Origin of the sequence: Neisseria sp. MVDL19-042950, from assembly GCF_030504625.1 — a bacterium.
GTDB lineage: Bacteria > Pseudomonadota > Gammaproteobacteria > Burkholderiales > Neisseriaceae > Neisseria.
This window is the reverse complement of sequence record NZ_JAUKWH010000002.1, coordinates 209,542-229,093: the sequence shown is the minus strand read 5'-3', so window position 1 is coordinate 229,093 and position 19,552 is coordinate 209,542. Positions and strand designations below refer to the sequence as shown.

At 49.5% G+C, this 19,552-nt stretch carries 18 protein-coding genes; 6 read left to right on the top strand and 12 right to left on the bottom strand.

The window, feature by feature from the left end:
- Positions 1 to 279: 279 nt before the first annotated feature.
- Both Q0X97_RS02715 and lon read right to left on the bottom strand, forming a co-directional pair.
- Complete coding sequence (locus Q0X97_RS02715; RefSeq protein WP_085389847.1) at positions 280 to 549, bottom strand: HU family DNA-binding protein; 270 nt, start codon at positions 547 to 549, stop codon at positions 280 to 282.
- 190 nt (positions 550 to 739) lie between these two features.
- Complete coding sequence (gene lon / locus Q0X97_RS02710; RefSeq protein WP_302065625.1) at positions 740 to 3,187, bottom strand: endopeptidase La; 2,448 nt, start codon at positions 3,185 to 3,187, stop codon at positions 740 to 742.
- Positions 3,188 to 3,394: 207 nt separating this feature from the next.
- On the opposite strand from lon, the gene Q0X97_RS02705 reads away from it, so the two are divergent.
- Genes Q0X97_RS02705 through lipA form a run of 3 tightly spaced genes read left to right on the top strand, consistent with a single transcriptional unit; the run spans position 3,395 to position 5,246 of the window.
- The gene (locus Q0X97_RS02705) at positions 3,395 to 3,664 is read left to right on the top strand and encodes a YbeD family protein (protein ID WP_302065626.1); all 270 of its coding nucleotides are present in this window, start codon (positions 3,395 to 3,397) and stop codon (positions 3,662 to 3,664) included.
- Positions 3,665 to 3,666: 2 nt separating this feature from the next.
- The gene (lipB, locus tag Q0X97_RS02700) at positions 3,667 to 4,287 is read left to right on the top strand and encodes a lipoyl(octanoyl) transferase LipB (protein ID WP_302065627.1); all 621 of its coding nucleotides are present in this window, start codon (positions 3,667 to 3,669) and stop codon (positions 4,285 to 4,287) included.
- On the top strand, positions 4,284 to 5,246 hold the full coding sequence (gene lipA, locus Q0X97_RS02695; protein WP_302065628.1) for a lipoyl synthase: 963 nt from the start codon (positions 4,284 to 4,286) through the stop codon (positions 5,244 to 5,246). The genes lipB and lipA overlap by 4 nt, the downstream gene beginning before the upstream one ends.
- Before the next feature lie 175 nt (positions 5,247 to 5,421).
- Here lipA and kdsA read toward each other — a convergent pair whose 3' ends face one another.
- Together kdsA and panD are read right to left on the bottom strand one after the other, a co-directional pair.
- On the bottom strand, positions 5,422 to 6,264 hold the full coding sequence (gene kdsA, locus Q0X97_RS02690; protein ID WP_302065629.1) for a 3-deoxy-8-phosphooctulonate synthase: 843 nt from the start codon (positions 6,262 to 6,264) through the stop codon (positions 5,422 to 5,424).
- 82 nt (positions 6,265 to 6,346) lie between these two features.
- Positions 6,347 to 6,730: an aspartate 1-decarboxylase gene (gene panD / locus Q0X97_RS02685; protein ID WP_302065630.1), complete on the bottom strand. Its 384-nt coding sequence runs from the start codon at positions 6,728 to 6,730 to the stop codon at positions 6,347 to 6,349.
- Positions 6,731 to 7,033: 303 nt separating this feature from the next.
- Between panD and Q0X97_RS02680 the strand changes: the two genes are divergently transcribed.
- Both Q0X97_RS02680 and Q0X97_RS02675 read left to right on the top strand, forming a co-directional pair.
- Complete coding sequence (locus tag Q0X97_RS02680; RefSeq protein ID WP_302065631.1) at positions 7,034 to 8,272, top strand: nitrate/nitrite transporter; 1,239 nt, start codon at positions 7,034 to 7,036, stop codon at positions 8,270 to 8,272.
- A gap of 65 nt (positions 8,273 to 8,337) precedes the next feature.
- Entirely contained in the window at positions 8,338 to 9,720 is a 1,383-nt protein-coding gene (locus Q0X97_RS02675) for a NarK family nitrate/nitrite MFS transporter (protein WP_302065632.1), read from the top strand.
- A gap of 68 nt (positions 9,721 to 9,788) precedes the next feature.
- Here Q0X97_RS02675 and era read toward each other — a convergent pair whose 3' ends face one another.
- The 8 genes from era to Q0X97_RS02635 all read right to left on the bottom strand — a co-directional run bounded on the left by era (position 9,789) and on the right by Q0X97_RS02635 (position 17,265).
- Positions 9,789 to 10,709, bottom strand: a complete 921-nt coding sequence (gene era / locus Q0X97_RS02670) for a GTPase Era (protein WP_302065633.1) — start codon at positions 10,707 to 10,709, stop codon at positions 9,789 to 9,791.
- A gap of 75 nt (positions 10,710 to 10,784) precedes the next feature.
- On the bottom strand, positions 10,785 to 11,504 hold the full coding sequence (gene rnc, locus Q0X97_RS02665) for a ribonuclease III (RefSeq protein ID WP_302065634.1): 720 nt from the start codon (positions 11,502 to 11,504) through the stop codon (positions 10,785 to 10,787).
- A 72-nt stretch (positions 11,505 to 11,576) separates the two neighbouring features.
- On the bottom strand, positions 11,577 to 11,735 hold the full coding sequence (locus tag Q0X97_RS02660) for a hypothetical protein (protein ID WP_302065635.1): 159 nt from the start codon (positions 11,733 to 11,735) through the stop codon (positions 11,577 to 11,579).
- Positions 11,732 to 13,195 carry an NCS1 family nucleobase:cation symporter-1 gene (locus Q0X97_RS02655; RefSeq protein ID WP_302065636.1) on the bottom strand — a complete coding sequence of 488 codons (1,464 nt, stop codon included), beginning with the start codon at positions 13,193 to 13,195 and terminating at the stop codon, positions 11,732 to 11,734. Before Q0X97_RS02655 ends, Q0X97_RS02660 begins: the two co-directional genes overlap by 4 nt.
- Before the next feature lie 286 nt (positions 13,196 to 13,481).
- Complete coding sequence (locus tag Q0X97_RS02650; RefSeq protein WP_302065637.1) at positions 13,482 to 14,534, bottom strand: AraC family transcriptional regulator; 1,053 nt, start codon at positions 14,532 to 14,534, stop codon at positions 13,482 to 13,484.
- 423 nt (positions 14,535 to 14,957) lie between these two features.
- Positions 14,958 to 15,710 carry an amino acid ABC transporter ATP-binding protein gene (locus Q0X97_RS02645; RefSeq protein WP_302065638.1) on the bottom strand — a complete coding sequence of 251 codons (753 nt, stop codon included), beginning with the start codon at positions 15,708 to 15,710 and terminating at the stop codon, positions 14,958 to 14,960.
- Positions 15,711 to 15,719: 9 nt separating this feature from the next.
- Complete coding sequence (locus Q0X97_RS02640; protein ID WP_302065639.1) at positions 15,720 to 16,436, bottom strand: amino acid ABC transporter permease; 717 nt, start codon at positions 16,434 to 16,436, stop codon at positions 15,720 to 15,722.
- The gene (locus Q0X97_RS02635; RefSeq protein WP_302065640.1) at positions 16,426 to 17,265 is read right to left on the bottom strand and encodes an amino acid ABC transporter substrate-binding protein; all 840 of its coding nucleotides are present in this window, start codon (positions 17,263 to 17,265) and stop codon (positions 16,426 to 16,428) included. Before Q0X97_RS02635 ends, Q0X97_RS02640 begins: the two co-directional genes overlap by 11 nt.
- A gap of 329 nt (positions 17,266 to 17,594) precedes the next feature.
- Between Q0X97_RS02635 and Q0X97_RS02630 the strand changes: the two genes are divergently transcribed.
- Entirely contained in the window at positions 17,595 to 19,526 is a 1,932-nt protein-coding gene (locus Q0X97_RS02630) for an ATP-binding cassette domain-containing protein (protein WP_302065641.1), read from the top strand.
- Positions 19,527 to 19,552 lie beyond the last annotated feature (26 nt).

The following is a 19,552-nucleotide window of genomic DNA, read 5'->3' as shown; positions in this document are numbered from 1 at the left end:
GTGTTTCATCAATACTGTGCATTTTTGCAGAAAGACTGCATATTTAAATACCGGAAAATTGAATTGCCCTGCCAATATATCGCCGATACATTTAATAATGCGAATCCTACTTTGCATTGCCGTACCATATGCACCTTTATATGAAATGGTGATTTGTTCAGACAATTAATCTTTCATATTTTTCTTCTTAACGTTTTCTCAGGCTGTCTGAAAACAATCAGCAAGAAAAAAAGCAGACGGATATGTCTGCTTTTTTGAAAACACATTATCTAAAAAATATTACAGCGCGTCTTTCAATGCTTTACCAGCACGGAATTTCGGAGTTTTAGCGGCTGCGATAGTCAAAGGAGCACCGGTTTTAGGATTACGGCCTTGACGCTCAGCACGCTCACCAACGTAGAAAGTGCCGAAACCGACCAAAGTTACGGTGTCGCCTTTTTTCAGTGCATTGGTAACGGCATTCATCATACCGTCCAAAGCTTTGGCTGCGGCAGCTTTAGAAATATCAGCTTCTTGAGCAATGGCTTCAATCAATTCAGACTTGTTCACAATAAGTCCCTTTCTATCGTTTGAAATAATGAAAGCCCCAACTATCGGGCGTTTAAGGTACAAATCTTGTACGTCTACGACTTTATAACAAGCCTAAAATCGCCGTGTCAAGCTAAAAGATGCGGAATCTTGAAGATTTGCAAAGAATTTTTATCAATCACCGCATCTTTTACAACACACACATATAAATTTAATGCTTGGTGGCCTTTACGCTTGACTTGTTACGTGATTTGGACAGTGCGGAATCCTCAGTGGTTCCTTCATTTTTCCAAGGTTCCGGCTGGCGTTCCAATCCAAAAGCCAATACTTCTTCTATCCATTTCACAGGGTGGATAGTCAGCCCTTCTTTAACATTATCGGGAATTTCTTCCAAATCTTTGACATTGTCTTTCGGAATCAGCACATGCTTGATACCTCCGCGAAGCGCCGCCAACAGCTTTTCTTTTAATCCGCCAATCGGTAATACTTCACCGCGCAAAGTGATTTCTCCGGTCATGGCCACATCTGCGCGTACCGGAATCTGTGTAAAAGCAGATACCATAGCCAAAGTCATCGCAATACCGGCACTCGGGCCATCTTTCGGCGTGGCTCCTTCGGGCACATGGACATGGATGTCTTTTTTCTCGTAAAAATCAGGGGAAAGCCCAACTGCTTCGGCACGTGAACGTACGACACTCCAAGCTGCCGATACCGACTCTTTCATCACATCACCCAATTGGCCGGTACGCAAAATATTACCTTTACCCGGCAAAGCCACCGCTTCAATAGTAAGCAGCTCTCCACCGACTTCGGTCCATGCCAAACCGGTTACTTGGCCTACGCGATTTTCATCTTCCGCAACACCATAATCAAAACGGCGGACACCTAAATAGTCATGTAGATTTTCCTTGTTAACCTTTACGGCTTTCGGTTTTGAACTACGTGTTGTTTTCACAGCTTTTTTGTCTTCTGCCAAAGTGATTTTCATCACTACTTTACGGCAGATTTTGGCGATTTCGCGGTCAAGCGAACGTACACCTGCCTCTCGGGTGTAATAACGTATGATGTCGCGCACCGCACTTTCATCGATAACCAATTCCCCATCTTTCACGCCGTTGCGTTTCATTTGCTTGGGCACAAGGTACTGCATGGCGATATTGATCTTCTCGTCTTCGGTGTAGCCGGACAAGCGGATGATTTCCATACGGTCAAGCAATGCGGGAGGAATGTTTAAGCTGTTTGATGTTGCAATAAACATCACATCGCTCAAATCATAATCAACTTCGGCATAATGGTCTGCAAACGTATTGTTTTGCTCCGGATCCAGAACCTCTAAAAGAGCGCTGGCAGGGTCGCCGCGAAAATCACTGCCTAACTTATCGATTTCGTCTAATAAGAAAAGCGGATTTTTCACACCGGCTTTTGCCATATTTTGCAGAATTTTACCCGGCATAGAACCGATATAAGTGCGTCGGTGCCCGCGGATTTCGCTTTCGTCGCGCACGCCGCCTAAAGCCATGCGTACATATTTGCGGCCTGTTGCTTTGGCGATAGACTCACCCAGCGAAGTTTTACCTACCCCGGGCGGGCCTACCAAGCACAAAATCGGGCCTTTGATTTTATCCATGCGTTTTTGCACGGCTAAATATTCCAAAATGCGTTCTTTGACTTTTTCCAAGCCGTAGTGATCGGCATTCAATATCAAATCTGCTTTAGCCAAATCTTTGCTGACGCGTGATTTTTTCTTCCACGGCAATTCAAGCAAGGTGTCAATGTAGTTACGCACTACGGTAGACTCGGCCGACATCGGCGGCATCATTTTCAGTTTTTTAAGCTCGGACAAGCACTTTTCTTCGGCTTCTTGGGTCATGCCGGCTTCTTTAATCTGCTTCTCTAACGTTTCCAACTCGCCGCGTTCGTCTTCTTCGCCCAATTCACGCTGGATGGCTTTAACCTGCTCGTTCAAATAGTATTCGCGCTGCGATTTTTCCATTTGACGCTTCACGCGGCCGCGGATACGTTTCTCGACCTGCATAATGTCGAGCTCCGCTTCAAGTTGGCCCAGCAGGTACTCCATGCGTTCGGCAATGCTGACCGTATTCAATACTTCCTGACGTTGTTCCAATTTCAACTGCAAGTGTGCCGCAACGGTATCGACCAAACGGCTGTTGTCGGTAATGCCGTGAATGGTGCTGATCACTTCTGCGGGAATTTTTTTGTTTAGCTTGGCGAACTGATCAAACTGTGAAAGCAGCGTGCGGCGCAGTGCTTCCATATCAGTGCCGTCGGCATCGATATCGTCTGCCATTTCAACGTGAGCAAGAAAAAATTCACCCGTATCCTCAACGGTAAGTGCCTGCCCGCGTCGGATACCTTCCACCAATACTTTTACCGTTCCGTCGGGCAGTTTCAATACTTGTAAAACTTGGGCAACGGTACCCATTTTGTGCAAGTCTTTCGGATCCGGCTCTTCATCGTTGGGGTCGCGTTGGGCGAGTAAAAAAACCGGCTCGTCTTTCTCCATTGCCATATCGAGTGCGGCAATAGATTTCGGCCTGCCCACAAACAAGGGCAGCACCATGTGCGGATACACCACTACATCACGCAGTGGTAAGGTAGCCAGTGCAATGTATTCCTCAGAATGTTTGTCTGTTGCCATTTTTCATCTCTAGTTGGTTAATAATCAGTTGCGGCCTAAGTTGGGCTGAACGGCTTTATTTCAAGTCTTGAAAAATCGGTTCGGCAGATGCATGTTGACACCAGATGCAACGCCATAGTGTTTGCGTTAAAATATTGCCTAAATATTGATTATATCGCTTAAAGGCCGTCTGAAACCTTTTCAGACGGCCTCAATTAAGGAAGTATTATGTCTGAAGACACCAAAACATTGATTGAATTTCCCTGCACTTTCCCTTTAAAAGTAATGGGAGCGCAACATCCCGATTTCGAATCGGCAATTTTGGAAACCGTGCGCCTGCACGCGCCTGACACGCAACCGCATCATATTAACGTACGCCCCAGCAGCAAAGGCAATTATTTGGGCGCAACCGTACAAGTTTATGTAACCGACCAAATACAGCTCGACAACATCTATCGCGCCTTAACTTCGCACGTTTTGGTGAAAGTGGTACTGTAACCATGAAAATCGTGCAATTGGGGTTGGCCGAATACCAACCCGTTTTTGAGGCGATGAAAGCATTCAATGCCTCGCGCACCGACAATACCGAAGATGAATTATGGGTGGTGGAACACCCCCCCGTGTTCACGCAAGGGCTGGCGGGAAAGCCGGAACATCTGCTGATACGGGACGACATTCCCGTAGTGCAAATCGATCGCGGCGGGCAAATCACTTATCACGGCCCGGGCCAACTGGTTGTTTATACGCTGATTGACTTCAAACGCCGCAAAACCAGCGTCCGCCATATTGTATCCGCACTTGAAAACAGCATTATTGCCACCTTGGCGGAATACGGCATTGAAGCGGAGGCCGATCCCGCCCGTCCCGGAGTATATGTAAAAGGATGCAAAATTGCATCACTCGGCCTGCGTATCAAAAACGGCTCGGTTTACCACGGCCTTGCACTCAATGTAAACATGGATTTAAGCCCGTTTACCCACATCAACCCCTGCGGATATGCGGGCATGGAAATGGTTCAGATAGCCGATTTTCTCAACCCGTGCCCTTCAATTGCCCAAGTAGCAGAAAAACTTACCACGCACCTCATCAAACAACTCGCCCCGAAAGACACCGCATCATGAGTGAAAATAAATTAGACAACCGCCAAGGCGTAAAACACAAAGGCGCGGCGAAAACCGCCCGTATCCCGATCAAAATCGTTCCGCTTGAAGAAAAACTCAAAAAACCCGAATGGATTCGCGCCAAACTTCCCTCCGGCAAGAAGTTTTTTGAAATCAAAAACATCCTACGCGATCAAAAAATGCATACCGTCTGCGAAGAAGCCAGTTGCCCCAATATCGGCGAATGCTTCAGCAAAGGTACCGCCACCTTCATGATTATGGGCGACATCTGCACCCGCCGCTGCCCTTTCTGCGACGTTGGACATGGCAGACCCAATCCGCTTGATCCCGACGAACCCAAAAACCTTGCCGACTCCGTAGCCGCCATGAATCTGCGCTACGTTGTGATTACTTCGGTCGACCGCGACGATTTGCGCGACGGCGGGGCCCAACATTTTGCCGATTGCATTGCCGCCATCCGTGAAAGAAGCCCGCATACCAAAATCGAAATCCTTGTTCCCGACTTCCGCGGGCGCTTGGATATCGCCCTCGACATCCTCTCGCACACACCGCCCGATGTGATGAACCACAACCTCGAAACCCACCCGCGCCTATACAAACAGGCACGCCCGGGTTCCGATTACAAACACTCGCTCGAACTGCTGCGCCGTTATAAAGAAATGCAGCCCGACATTCCCACCAAATCCGGCATTATGGTCGGCTTGGGTGAAACCGATGAAGAAGTACGCGAAATCATGCGCGATATGCGCGAGCACAATATCGAAATGATTACCGTCGGCCAATACCTGCAACCTTCAGACGGCCACTTGCCCGTACTGCGCTACGTAACGCCCGCACAATTTAAAGAGTTTGAAAAAGAAGCCTACGAAATGGGCTTTACCAATGCCGCTATCGGTGCGATGGTACGCAGCAGCTATCATGCAGACGAACAAGCCTCTCAAGCTCTGAAGGAGTTGTAATTCAGCGGGCACGGCTCATTGCTGTTTTTACGATAAATACGAGCGGAAAGAAATCGAACACGACACGATTCGATTTCTTTCCGCTCGTTTTGATTATTCCAACCTAGGCAGCCGTTGCCGTATAGCAAAAGGCCGTCTGAAAATTTCAGACGGCCTAAAATCAAATTTTACAAAATCAGTCTATCGCCAGCACCGGAAACGATTTCACCACTTCATCAACCGCTTTCACGCGCACCAGAAAATCTTCCAATTTCGCCAACGGCAACGCGCTGGGGCCGTCGCATTTGGCTTCGTCGGGATTCGCGTGCGACTCCAAAAACAGCCCTGCCAAGCGCGTACCCATGCCGGCCAATGCCAAATCCAACACTTGGCTGCGGCGGCCGCCCGATGCGGCGGCACCCGATTCGCGCTGTTGCAGCGAGTGGGTTACGTCGAAAATCACCGGCAGATTGCCGCAGGTTTTCTTCATCACGCCGAAACCAAGCATATCGACCACCAAATTGTCGTAGCCGAACTGTGCGCCGCGTTCGCACAAAATCACTTGTTCGTTGCCGGCCTCTTTAAATTTTTCCACAATGTTTTTCATTTGCGGAGGGCTTAAAAACTGCGGCTTCTTCACATTGATGACATTGCCGGTTTTCGCCATTGCCACCACCAAATCGGTTTGGCGCGCCAAGAATGCGGGCAATTGGATCACGTCGCACACTTCGGCAACAGGCCGGCATTGATACGGCTCATGCACGTCGGTAATCACGGGCACATCGAATTCTTTTTTCACGGCGGCAAAGATTTTCATGCCTTCGTCGAGGCCGACGCCGCGGTAGGAATGAATGGAAGAACGGTTCGCCTTATCGAACGATGCTTTGAACACATACGGAATGCCGAGTTTTTCGGTAACTTTAACGTAATGCTCACAGGCTTTGAGGGTGGAATCCAAATCTTCCAGCACATTGATGCCGCCAAACAGGGTAAACGGCAAATCGTTGCCGACGGTGATACGGTTGATTGCTACATTCATGATATGGCCTCGCTTGTTTGTGAAGGCCGTCTGAAAATGGTTTTGCAACGCACCACTGTTTTCAGACGGTCTCGATGTTTGCTTATAAAACGGTATGCGGCGGCTCGTAGTGAATGATGCTGCGGATTTTGTTTTGCTCGTTTACCAGCACGACTTTCGGCTCGTGTTTGGCGGCTTCTTCGTTGCTCATCATCACATACGACATGATGATCAGGATATCGCCTTTCTGCACCAAGCGTGCCGCAGCACCGTTCAGGCAGATCACCCCGCTGCCGCGTTCGCCCGAAATGGTGTAGGTTTCTAGGCGTGCGCCGTTGTTGTTGTTGACGATTTGTACTTTTTCATTCACGCAGATGCCTGCTGCGTCTAGTAAATCCTGATCGATAGTAATACTGCCGACGTAGTTGAGGTCGGCTTCGGTAACGGTGGCGCGGTGAATTTTGCCGCCGAGCATGGTACGGAACATGGTTTTCTTTCTTTTTAATGTGAAGCGGAAAAGCGGTAAGGCCGTCTGAAAAGGCTGCATTGTACACCCATTGGAAAAATCTTTATATCGGGCCGTCTGAAAAAATGCTTCTAATCCTTACGGCTTAGTTCCTTACTCTTTCGGACTAATCTTTTCTATACCGATGTTTGCAATACCCCGTGCTTTCTGCCGATATTCAATAGACAGATAGAAGCGTAATGTTGCATTGTAAAAAATTATTTACTTTATTTCGCGCCAACCGTTAACTTTTGTATGGTGGTGCTGTTGAAAGGACTTTCCATAATGGCTTCTCTGAAATACAAACGTTATGCCGTGCTTGCTTCCAGCACATGGTCGTTTACCGTTTGCTTCATGATTTGGATGATGTTGGCCGTGGTCGGCATTCCCGTTAAAAACGAGTTGGGTTTGAGCGAAACCGAATTCGGCATTTTGGCAGCCACCCCCGTACTTTCCGGCTCGCTGGTGCGTGTGCCGCTAGGCATCTGGACCGACCGTTACGGTGGCCGTATCGTCTTGTTTCTGTTGATGCTTGCATGCGTGCCTGCGGTATTTCTGATGCAGTATGCCGACCATTTCTGGCAGTTTTTGGTTATCGGTTTGGTGATGGGCTTGGCCGGCGGTTCGTTTTCGGTGGGTACGCCGTATGTAGCACGCTGGTTTCCAAAAGAACAGCAAGGTTTGGCAATGGGCGTGTTTGGCGCGGGTAATGCCGGTTCCGCTTTAAATAAATTCTTGGCCCCCGCTCTGATTGCTTACGGAACTTGGCATCTGGTGCCTACCGTATACGCAGCCATTATGCTCGGCACGGCCATTCTTTTCTGGTTTTTCTCTTACAGCGACGGCAGCCACAGGGTTTCTTCTTCCGTTACCCTCGGCCAACAGCTTGCTCTTTTGAAAGACCCGGGCGTATTGCGTTACAGCCAATACTATTCGGTGGTATTCGGCGGCTATGTGGCACTGGCTTTGTGGATGACCAAATACTATGTGGGCGAATACGGCCTGAGCCTGCAAACGGCGGCGTTTCTGGCTGCCTGCTTCTCGTTGCCCGGCGGTGTGTTGCGTGCATTCGGCGGTTATCTTTCCGACAAATTCGGCGCGTATAAAGTTACTTGGGCGGTGATGTGGATTTGCTGGGTGTGTTTCTTTATTTTGTCTTACCCGCAAACCGAGCTGATGATCAAAACCACCCACGGCGGTTCCGTGAGCATGCATATCGGCCTGAATGTAGTGTTGTTCACCATTCTGATGTTTACCGTAGGCGTAGCGATGGCGGTGGGCAAGGCTTCGGTGTTCAAATTCGTGGCCGACGACTACCCGACCAATATCGGCGCGGTATCCGGCATCGTCGGCTTGGCCGGCGGTTTGGGCGGTTTCCTGCTGCCGATTATGTTCGGTGCGTTGGAAGATTTGACCGGCGTGCGCTCCACCAGCTTCATGCTGCTCTACGGCACCGTGTGCGTATCATTGATTTGGATGCATTTTTCATTCAAAGCCAAACGCCGCGAGCTGGAAAAGGCTTAATTCTGGAGGCCGTCTGAAATGCGCGGAGGCTTTTCAGACGGCCTGATTAAAAAAGAGGGGTTCCCATGTCTTATACCATCAACGATTGGCGGCCGGAAGACAAAGATTTCTGGCAAAAAACAGGCCGGCCGGTTGCCCGTCGCAATTTATGGATTTCCATTCCCGCCCTGCTGTTGGCTTTCGCGATTTGGCAGGTGTGGAGCGTGGCGGTTGTCAACCTGCCCAACATCGGCTTCAAATATTCGCCCAACCAGCTTTTCTGGCTGGCCACCCTGCCCGCCTTATCGGGTGCGACGTTACGGATTTTCTATTCGTTTATGGTGCCGGTGTTCGGCGGCCGCAAATGGACGGCCATTTCCACCGCCAGCCTGCTGTTGCCCGCAGTTGGCTTGGGTTTTGCCGTGCAAAATCCCGACACCGGCTACATTACCATGATGATTCTGGCGTTGTTGTGCGGCTTTGGCGGCGGCAACTTCTCTTCCAGCATGGCCAATATCAGCTTTTTCTTCCCTAAAGCCGAAAAAGGCACGGCTCTCGGCCTGAATGCGGGCTTGGGCAACCTCGGCGTATCCGTGGTGCAATTTGTGGTGCCGCTGATCATTACCGCAGGCGTGTTCGGTGCGTTGGGCGGCGAGGCGCAAACTTGGGTGAAAGACGACGTTACCAAGCAAATTTGGCTGCAAAACGCCGGCTTTATCTGGGTGCCGTTCATCATTCTTTCCACGCTGGCCGCATGGTTCGGCATGAACGATCTGGCTTTTGCCAAAGCCAGCTTTAAAGACCAAGCCGTTATCTTTACCCGCAAGCACAACTGGATTATGTGCATTCTGTATCTGGGCACATTCGGTTCGTTTATCGGCTTTTCGGCAGGATTTCCGCTGCTGATTAAGAGCCAATTCCCCGATGTAGACCCTGTTAAATATGCGTTTTTAGGCCCGTTGGTCGGTGCGCTGGTGCGTCCTGTCGGCGGTTGGCTGTCCGACAAAATCAAAAGCGGAGCCTTTATCACCCAAATCGTGTTTATCGGCATGATAATCGCCGTGTTCGGTGTGATTTCCTTCCTGCCTTCAAACGGGCAAGGAGGCAGCTTCTGGGGCTTTTTCGCCTGCTTTATCGCCCTCTTCGCCCTCACCGGCCTCGGCAACGGCTCCACTTTCATGCAAGTGCCGGTTATCTTTCTGAACATGCACCAGAAATTTGCCGAACAAGGTTTGGTATCGAAAGAACAGGCTTTATTGGATGCGAATAAAGAAGGCGCGGCCGTTATCGGTTTTACCGCCGCATTCGCGGCTTACGGCGGTTTCTTTATCCCGAAAAGCTACGGCACTTCCATCGCTTTGACCGGCAGCGTGAACGGCGCATTAATCGGCTTCATCATCTTCTACGCCGTCTGCGTGTTGCTGAACTGGTGGTTCTATGCCCGTAAAGGTGCGGAAGCGAAATGCTGATTTAAAAAGCCGAAGGCCGTCTGAAAACTTTCAGACGGCCTTTTCCAAAGCGGTTGCTGCGCCGGCTCCTACAATCCCAATTCCTGCAAAAAACGGATATCGTCGGCCCAGCCGGATTTCACTTTAACCCATACTTTCAAAAACACCTTGATATCAAAGAGTTTCTCCATATCCAACCGTGCTTCGGTAGAAATTTTCTTCAATTTCTCACCGCCTTTGCCGATCACAATCGGTTTCTGGTTTTCTTTGTCCACCAACACGGCGATATAGATGTGGTACATGCCGTTTTCTTCTTTAAACTGTTCCACTTCCACATTCATGGCATACGGCAGCTCTTCGCCCAAATAGCGGAACAATTTTTCGCGCACGATTTCCATTGCCAAAAAGCGGCTGGATTTATCGGTAACCATATCTTCGGGGTACATCGGAATGCTTTCGGGCAGATACGGTTTGAGTTTTTCCAGCAGGTTGGCAATCCGCAAGCCGTGTTTCGCGCTTACCACTTCCGCATCGGCAAAATCAAACTCGCTGCGTACGCCGGCGATAAATGCGTCCAAAGCCAATTTGTCTTTAGCCTTGTCTTTATCGATTTTGTTTACCACCAAAACCACCGGCGTATGCTTGGGAAGCTGTTTCATGACCGTGCGGTCGGCTTCGGTAAAGCGCATCGCTTCGATAACGAACACAACCACATCCACGCCGCTCATGGCTTCGGTTACGTTTAAATTCAAACGGTCGTTAAGGGCGTTGCGGTGGTCGGTTTGGAAGCCCGGAGTGTCGACAAACACAAACTGCGCCGTGTCGTCGGTATAGATACCGGTAACCTTGTGGCGCGTGGTTTGTGCTTTTTTGCTGGTGATGCTGATTTTCTGGCCGATGAGGTGATTCATCAGCGTCGATTTGCCCACATTCGGGCGGCCGACAATCGCCACAAAGCCGCAACGGTAGCCGTTTGCATCGGGCATGGCGGTTATGTTTTCAATATCCATATTTTCTTTCTTTCGGTTTGCCGAACCGTGGTGCGCCGGTTCGGGCATTTTCAGACGGCCTCTAACACCGTGCTTCTATTTTTTCTTCACTTTCAGGGGATGCTTCTGCTCCAGCCAAGCGAATGCTTCTTTGGCCGCATATTGCTCGGCTTGGCGGCGACTGTTGGCTTTGGCAAGAGTAATGCAGCCCAGTTCGCCCAAATCGCAGGCAACGGTAAATTCGGCTTCGTTGCCTTCGCCGGTTTGTTGTTCGATACGGTATTTCGGCAACGCGAAACGACGCGCCTGAAGCGCTTCCTGCAATAAAGTTTTCGGGTCTTTGCCCTGATGCTCGCTCTCGGCTTTTTCGACACGCACGGCAAACAGGCGGCGTACGGTGTGTTCGGCGGTGGCAAAATCGGCATCGAAGCTGATGGCGGCAAAGGTGGCTTCTACTGCGTCGGCAAGAATGGAAGGCCGTCTGAAACCGCCGCTTTTCAATTCGCCCTGCCCTAAAAACAAGGCATCGCCGATATTCAAGGCGGCGGCGATTTCCGCCAGCACATCCTGATTCACCAAGTTTGCCCGCATGCGCGACAGCCTGCCTTCGGGCAAATCGGGAAAAGCATCGAACAGCATTCGGGCAACGGTGTAGTTGAGAATGGCATCACCCACAAACTCAAAGCGTTCGTTATTGCGGGAGGAAAAACTGCGGTGCGTGAGCGCCCTTTCGAGCAAGGCGGGTTGTTTGAAGGTGTAGCCGAGTTTATTTTGAACGTGCAGCAAGGCCTGCTGCTTTCTGGAATCGGGTTTCATATGTGCTTTCGTAAAATCAGCCCGAATGCTTTTCGACACTTAACCGGCCGGTGCGGTAAATGCGGAAAAGGTTTAAGGCTGGGGTGTTGATGATTCGCACAGGCCGTCTGAAAAATCGTTTTCAGACGGCCTGAAATGGATATTGTACCGTATCCGGCGTATGGGAAACAGCGCTACTTCATTATTTTGAAGGCCGTCTGAAAACGATTTTTCAGACGGCCCGACAGTCAAATCTTGATGTTGCCTTTGGCAAAGCGGTAATACAGCAGCCCACCCACAACCATACTGATAACCAAAGAAAACGGAGCCAGATGGTCGATTACCTTAAAAAACGCATTATCTACGTTCATATCGGAAAGCAATACGATGGCGATACTGAGTGCGGAAGCCGGAACAAGCGCTTTGATGGCGGCACGGTTGTAACCGTTTTGATACCAATAAACACCTTCGGGCGTATCATCAAACAAATCGTCGACCTGTATCACGCGCTTGCGCAGGCGGTAGTAGTCTATCAAGATGATGCCGTACATCGGCCCCAGCGTGCCGGCCAAAAGGTCGATGGTGTGGTGGATAACCTGCGGAGAGTTGTATAAGTTCCACGGCAGGATAATCACCGACAACACCGCCGCAATCATGCCGCCGAAACGCCAACTGATGCGGCCGGGATAAAGATTGGAAATATCGTTGGCAGCGGAAACGAAGTTGGCCACGATATTGGTGCCCACCGTAGCGGTAACGAAAGTAAACGATAGCAGCAGCACAATGCCGATATTGTCGATTTTGGCCACGATACCCAGCGGATCCATAATCATTTGGCCGAAAATCACCGGCGTACCGGTAATGGTAATGATGGCGGTGAGCGCAAATGCGGTAAAGTTTACCGGCAGCCCCCAGAAATTGCCCACTTTCACATCTTTCATCGAGCGGCAAAACCGCGAAAAATCACCGAAATTCAGCGTGGGGCCTGCAAAATAATTCACAATCAGCGACATACCTACCAGCATTGCGCCGATGGTCTGCCAAAAATTCAATTGTTCGGTAGAAAGCGAAAAACTGATGTTTTCCCAGCCTGCATGGTAAACAATCCATATCATCAACAAAAACATCACGATATAAACCGCCGGGCCGGAATAATCCAAAAACACTTTGATGGCTTCCATTTTCATCAAAAACAGCAACGTCTGCATCGACCACATGATGAAAAAACTTATCCATCCCAAATAAGGCAAGCCTAAAAATGCGGTTTCGTTCCAAGCAATGAGGGAGGGAAAAAATTTCAGCAGAATGATGGTGAGCGCGATGGAAGCCAGATACGTTTGAATGCCGTACCAAACAATCGCAATAATGCCCCGCAGCAGCGCCGGAATGTTGGCACCGTAAACACCGAACGACATACGGGCGATAACGGGATAAGGCACGCCGGCCAATTGGCTTGGCTTTGCCAACAAATTGGCCATCACCATCACAATGGAGATACCGAGAATCAAGGTGATGAAAATCTGCCAAGAGGTCAGGCCGAGAGCAAACAGCGTGCCGGCAAAGATATAGCCGCCGACACTGTGCACGTCAGACATCCAGAATGCAAAGATGTTGTACCAGTTCCAAGTTTGCTTGGCAGGCAGCAAATCATCGTTTGTCAAACGCGGATTAGACGGCTTAATTAGTTTCAACTTCTTGATATAGGCAGGCATATAAGCTCCTCAAGAGTAAGCAACGCAAAAGAAATTCAGACGGCCTTAAAACACCCAGCCATCAATGCTGTTGATGATGCGTTTTCACCCACACTATATAAAAGCGTAGCTACTGCAACCTGTCATATCACGACAACCACCTGTTATCTTACGCCATGCCAAATGTAAAGCCATTTTATGTCAACGCGGCGTGGCGGGCGGAAAGAAGCGCCTTTTCAGACGGCCTCCCGCACAATTTCAGGTTATAATCGTTTCGGATAAGAGTTTTAAAATTTTATTATTAAAATCAAATACTAATTAATAAACTATTTTCTCTGTGCTGTAACGGCGTACACCCGAACCAACGATGACTGGCACGGATAAAATTGCTCAAATCGGAAAATCCGAGTTGGAAACCGATTTCCGTAATGCTCTGGTTACTGTGCATTAATAAATCATGTGCGATTTCTTGACGGATATCGTCCAACAGACTATTGAAAGAATGCCCTTCGTCACGCAGCCTGCGCTGCAATGTTCGCGGCGAAAGATTGAGTTTCGATGCAATATCGCACAAACGCGGTTCGCTGTTTTTCAGCTCGTCTCGGATCAACGTACTTACCCGTGAAGAAATATTCATGTTGTTCAAACGGTTAAGATATTGCCCCACCACCGCTTCATTCATATGCATCAATTGATGATTTGCTCCCGCATACGGTTCGATCGTGTCTTCGTAAGCAAACGTAATGGAATCTTTTTCACAACCCAAATTGACAGGCACTTGGAAATAATCGTCCAACCGCCCGGTATTGCCGCATTCGGGCATAGACAAAGTAACCGAAACAGGCTGCACATGATGTTGCGACAAACTGCAAGCCTGCCGGTAGATAAAGGCCAACATCGCCAACCGCGCCGCATTCATCGGCTCCGAGCCGTGATCGGTACGCAATACCAGCTTGGTGCCTTTCAATTCGGGCGTGTGGTCGAAACTTATCCTCATCGTGGTGGAAATGATTTTGCAGTAGCGCACCATAATCATCATCAAATCAGCCAACGAACCGCAAGAAATAATTGCCAACCCCAAACCCTGCAAAGCGGATGCCTGAATCTCCTGCCCCACCTTCAACCCGAACAAAGGATCGCCCGTAGCCCGAATCAGCAATTCCCAAAAACGACGTACGCCGTCCAATTGGTAACGGGCATCGGGAATATGCAGCAGCCTTAAATCCAAACCCGCTTCTTCCAACAAAGGAAGCGGATCGACACCATACCCCCGCGCAGTCTGGCAAATAGAAGAAACCCAGCTGACCAGCACACTGTGCCCAAGCACTTTAGTGTTCGCTACATTACTTACTCCCGTCATGAGACTCTCCCTCCTACGGCATATTTCCATGTAATAAAACACAGTCGTTCTATAAACTACCAAACACCCGGGCAAATCCGAAACCCGCAATTTTATTTAAAAATAACATAAAATTTAGATAAAATCATTAACCATATTAACAATATAGAACATTTTATGCTCAATTTAAAATAATCGTTATTTTTATAATCATTCTAAAAAACATCACCAAATTGCTATTAACTAAACAAATAATCATCTAAAAATCATATTTTTGCTATTCAATCCCAACAAGCATTTATAACTAACCAATAATTTCCGATACGAAGCTGCAACGTTTTATCCTTTGTAAATAGCCAATAAACTTCATTACCTAAATCTTCAACCCATAGCATTGAGGCCGTCTGAAATGTTTTCAGACGGCCTCAATTAAGAACAAATACTTTATGCTTCTGCGCGAATCTGCTTCAAGAAACGCCTGGTGCGTTCGTGTTGCGGGTTGTGAAACAGTGCTTCAGGTGCCCCTTGCTCCACAATCACACCGCCGTCCATCACAACCACCAAATCGGCCACTTCCATGGCGAATTTGATTTCATGAGTTACCACGATCATTGTCCAACCTTCTTTCGCCAGTTCTTTCATGGTGTTCAATACATCTTGTACCAATTCGGGATCGAGCGCTGAAGTCGGTTCGTCGAACAGCATCAAATCCGGTTGGATGGCAAGCGCGCGGGCAATACCGACGCGCTGCTGTTGGCCGCCTGAAAGCTGGAAGGGATATAAATCCACTTTGCTGGCCAAACCTACTTTCTCCAGTAAAACCAAAGCATTTCGACGTGCCTCGGTAACAGGAATGCCTTGCACGGCAACCGGGCCTTCCATCACGTTTTCCAACGCGGTTTTGTGCGGGAAGAGATTGTATTGTTGAAACACCATGCCCGATTTACGGCGCAGGGCAAGAATGTCTTTTTTGGAAGGATGGATAGCGAAATCAATATGCAGCGGTTTGTCGCCGTCGAATTCGATGCTGCCTTGTTGCGGCATTTCCAACGCGTTCAAGCAGCGCAGGAAGGTTGTTTTTCCCGAACCCGACGGGCCGAGAATCACCACTACGCTGCCTTTGGCTACGTCCAAATCAATGCCGTTCAAAATCGAATTGTTGCCGAAAGCTTTATGGATATTGCGGATTTTAATCATGGTTTATGCTCACTTGGCAACGTAGCGGTCAAGCCGTTTTTCCAGCTTGGCCTGTCCGATAAACAGGAAGAAACAGAACACCCAATAAACCAAACCGGCTTCGATATACACGGGTAAAAAGTCGTAGCTGGCGTTGGCAATTTGCTGTGCCACGCGGAAAAGCTCGGTAATGGTTACTACGGAAGCCAGCGAGGTTTCTTTAAACAGACTGATAAAGGTGTTGCTCAAAGGCGGTACGGAAACACGGAACGCTTGCGGCATAATGATACGGCGGAAGGTCTGCATATAGGTCATGCCGATGGAGAAACCTGCTTCCCATTGGCCTTTGGGCACCGACAAAATCGCCGCGCGTATGGTTTCGGAAGCATAGGCACCGATGTTCAGCGAAAAGCCGATCACCGCAGTCGGCAGCGGATCAAGCGTGATGCCGATGGCAGGCAAACCGTAAAACACCACCATCAACTGCACCAGCATCGGCGTGCCGCGGATGGCCGAAACATAAAACTTCACCACGCCCAGCAGCACACGGTGCAATACGCCCGATACGGGGATCACGCGCACCAACGCAACTGCCAACGCAATCAGAATGCCGAAAATAAAAGAAACGACGGCGAGCGGAATCGAATATAAGAATCCCGCTTTTACCATCGGCCAAAATGCGTTTATGACCAAAGCCGCACGGGCCTCGGTCATAAACGGCAACGCACTTAAAAGATCACTTAACACTTACATCTACGCCAAAGAATTGTTCACCTAATTTTTTCAGCGTGCCGTCCGCACGAAGTTCTTCAACCGCGTCGCTGATTTTTGCCAAGGCTTCATCGTTGTTTTTGTTGACAATAAATCCCGCACCTAATTTTTCTTCCGCAGAGGCAGTCCATGCGGTTTTTAAGCCGGAATTCGGGTTTTTCTTGAGATAGTCGAGCAAAGCAAGGGAATCATTAAACGTGAAATCGGCACGTTTTTGCTGCACCAATGCCAAAGCCTGCGCCATGCCGTCGACCGGAATGATTTTGGCTTCTGCTTTTTGCGCCATTTCGCCGTAGTTGCTGCTCAGGGTTTGCGCGGCAGACAAGCCTTTCACGTCCGCCAGCGTTTTGATGCGGTTGTCGTCTTTGCGGTCAACCGCCATCGGGCCGGAATAGCTGTATTCGGCAGATTTGTCGAAAGTAGCGCGGCGTTCGGGCGTGGTCAGGCTCACTTGGTTGGCCACGATATCGAAACGTTCCGCTTTCAAACCAGCCAGCATGGCGTCCCATTGGGTTTCTTTGAAATCTACTTTAACGCCCAATTTTTCAGCTACGGCGCGGGTAACTTCCACATCGTAACCGGTCAGCTTGCCGCTTTCATCATGATAAGTGAAAGGAGCATAAGTACCTTCGGTGCCTACGGTGATCGTACCTTTGTTGTTGATGCGCTCCAACAGCGAACCTGCAACCTGTGTTTCGGGCGCGGCAGAAGCCGGTGCAGACGCAGAAGAAGCGTTGCCGCCGCCGTTGCCGCAAGCGGCCAACACAAAAGCAGCCATGCTGCCGAGTACAAATTTCTTCAACATAATCATTCCAGTAAAGCGTCAATTCAATATAGAAGCGTGCATTGTACGATAATCAAAAACACAATACAAAGAACGATTACTTCTATTCTTTATAATAGAAAAGCATAAGGCCGTCTGAAAACACCGTTCAAACAAACCTACGGCAAAATTGCATGGAAATCATGTTTTCAATACAAAACCTTACCGATTCTTTTTCAGACGGCCTGGAAACTTGCCGATACCTCCGTCCGATTCGGTTTCTGTTGTAATCTCCGAAATTACCGGCCTGTTTTATTCCGGGCAGAAAAGGTAAAATAACGTCCTTTTGCCCGACCCTACGCCATTTCCCCATGATCGAACTCAAAAACCTCACCCTCCAGCGCGGCCTGAAAGTGTTGCTCAACCAAGCCAACCTCACCGTCAACCCCAACCAACGCGTCGGCTTAATCGGCAAAAACGGCACCGGCAAATCGAGCCTGTTCGCCCTGATTAAAGGCGAAATCACACAGGATGCGGGCGACGTGCTGATTCCCAAATATTGGAAAATGGCGGCGGTGGCGCAGGAAACGCCCGCGTTGGATACTTCGGCTTTGGACTACGTTTTGCAGGGCGATGCCGAATTGCAGCAATTTCAGACGGCCTTGGCAGAAGCCGAAGCACAAAACGACGGCATCAAAATCGCCGAATGGCACGCCAAGCTCGAAGAAATCGATGCCTACACCGCTCCCGCCCGCGCCGCCAAACTGTTAAGCGGATTGGGTTTCGCTCAGGAAGAACACGGCAAGCCCGTGAAAGCCTTTTCAGGCGGCTGGCGTATGCGTTTGAATTTGGCCCAAGCCCTGATGTGCCGTGCCGATTTGCTGCTGCTCGACGAACCGACCAACCACTTGGATCTCGAAACCGTGCTGTGGTTGGAAAACCATCTCGCAAGTCTGCCGTGCACCCAAATCATCATTTCGCACGATCGCGACTTTCTGAATGCCACCACCACGCAAACCGTTGAATTATCGAATCAGAAACTTACCCAATACGGCGGCAACTACGATTTTTACCAAACCGAACGCGCCCAGCGTTTGGCGCAACAGCAGGCCGCGTATGTGAAGCAGCAAACACAGATCAAGCATTTGCAATCGTTTATCGACCGTTTCAAAGCCAAAGCCACCAAAGCCACGCAAGCGCAAAGCCGCATGAAAGCGTTGGCCAAACTGGAGCGCATTGCCCCCGCGCATCTCGACAGCGAATTTTCATTTGAATTCGAAACGCCCGCACACTTGCCCAACCCTTTGTTAAAAATGGATAAAGCCGATTTGGGCTACGACAATACGGTAGTGCTGCACGACATCACTTTATCGCTGGAAAGCGGTGCACGCTACGGATTGCTGGGTGTGAACGGCAGCGGAAAATCCACCTTTATCAAAGCCTTGGCCGGGGAATTGGCTTTATTGTCCGGCCAGATAGTGAAATCCGAAAAGCTCAACATCGGCTATTTCGCCCAGCACCAGCTTGACACCCTGCGTGACGACCAAAACCCCGTTTGGCACATCCAGCAGCTTTCGCCCGAGGTGCGCGAGCAGGAAATCCGCAATTTCCTCGGCGGCTTCAACTTTGTCGGCGATATGGCTTTGCAGAAAATCGAACCTTTTTCCGGCGGCGAAAAAGCGCGGCTGGCATTGGCGATGATTGTGTGGCAAAAGCCCAATCTACTGCTGCTCGACGAACCGACCAACCATCTCGATTTGGATATGCGCCACGCGCTTACCGTGGCTTTGCAGAGTTTTCAGGGCGCATTAATCGTGGTGTCGCACGACCGCAGCCTGCTCGAAGCCACCACCGACAGCTTTCTGCTGATCGACAAAGGCCGTCTGAAAAACTTCGACGGCGATTTGAACGATTACCGCCAATGGCGTCTGGCACAGGAAAATGCCGCCGCAGCGCCCGCCGCTTCGGCACAAACCCAAAGCCGCAAAGACACCAAACGCCTCGAAGCGCAAATTCGGCAGGAAAAAGCCAAACGCACCAAGCCCATACAGCAGAAAATCGACAAAGCCGAGAAGGAAATGGCCGTCTTAAACGATATTCAGACGGCCTGTGAAACATTTTTGGCACAAGAAGATGCCTATTCGGAAGCGAACAAAGTAAAACTGCAAGAGACGCTCGCCGAACTGGCAAAAACTAAAGTAAAATTAAGTAAATTGGAAGAAAGCTGGCTGGAATGGCAGGAAGAGCTGGAGCGGATTTTGTCGGAAATCGAAGCCGAATTCGGCGTAGCTCAGGCTTCTTAACCTCCACGCAAAGAGCCGTTTTTCTT